This window comes from Sulfitobacter sp. HI0027 (assembly GCF_001634775.1).
Classification (GTDB): domain Bacteria; phylum Pseudomonadota; class Alphaproteobacteria; order Rhodobacterales; family Rhodobacteraceae; genus Sulfitobacter.
In genome coordinates, this window is sequence record NZ_LWER01000415.1 from 1 (window position 1) to 427 (window position 427).

Annotated in this window: 1 protein-coding gene; it reads left to right on the forward strand. The window is 61.6% G+C overall.

Features of this window, described 5'->3' with window-relative positions; translation table 11 throughout:
* Window positions 1–79: 79 nt before the first annotated feature.
* On the forward strand, window positions 80–427 hold a 348-nt coding region (locus A3722_RS24420), incomplete at its 3' end, for a hypothetical protein (protein WP_236627473.1).

A 427-nucleotide genomic window follows, 5' to 3' on the forward strand; every position in this document is an offset into this window, starting at 1 on the left:
CACCGCCTTCATCGCCGTGTGCGCCTTCAGCTTCGCCTGCATGATCGTCATCGCCATGCGCATCCTTGGCTTCGCCTGCATGATCGTCATCGCCGTGCGCATCCTTGGCTTCACCTGCGTGGTCGTCATCGCCATGCGCATCTTTGGCTTCACCTGCGTGGTCGTCATCGCCATGCGCATCCTTGGCTTCGCCTGCATGATCGTCATCGCCGTGCGCATCCTTGGCTTCACCTGCGTGGTCGTCGTCGCCGTGCGCATCTTTAGCTTCACCTGCGTGGTCATCATCGCCGTGCGCATCCTTGGCTTCACCTGCGTGGTCATCATCACCGTGCGCATCTTTAGCTTCACCGGCGTGGTCGTCATCGCCGTGCGCATCCTTGGCTTCACCTGCGTGGTCGTCGTCGCCGTGCGCGTCTTTGGCCTCATC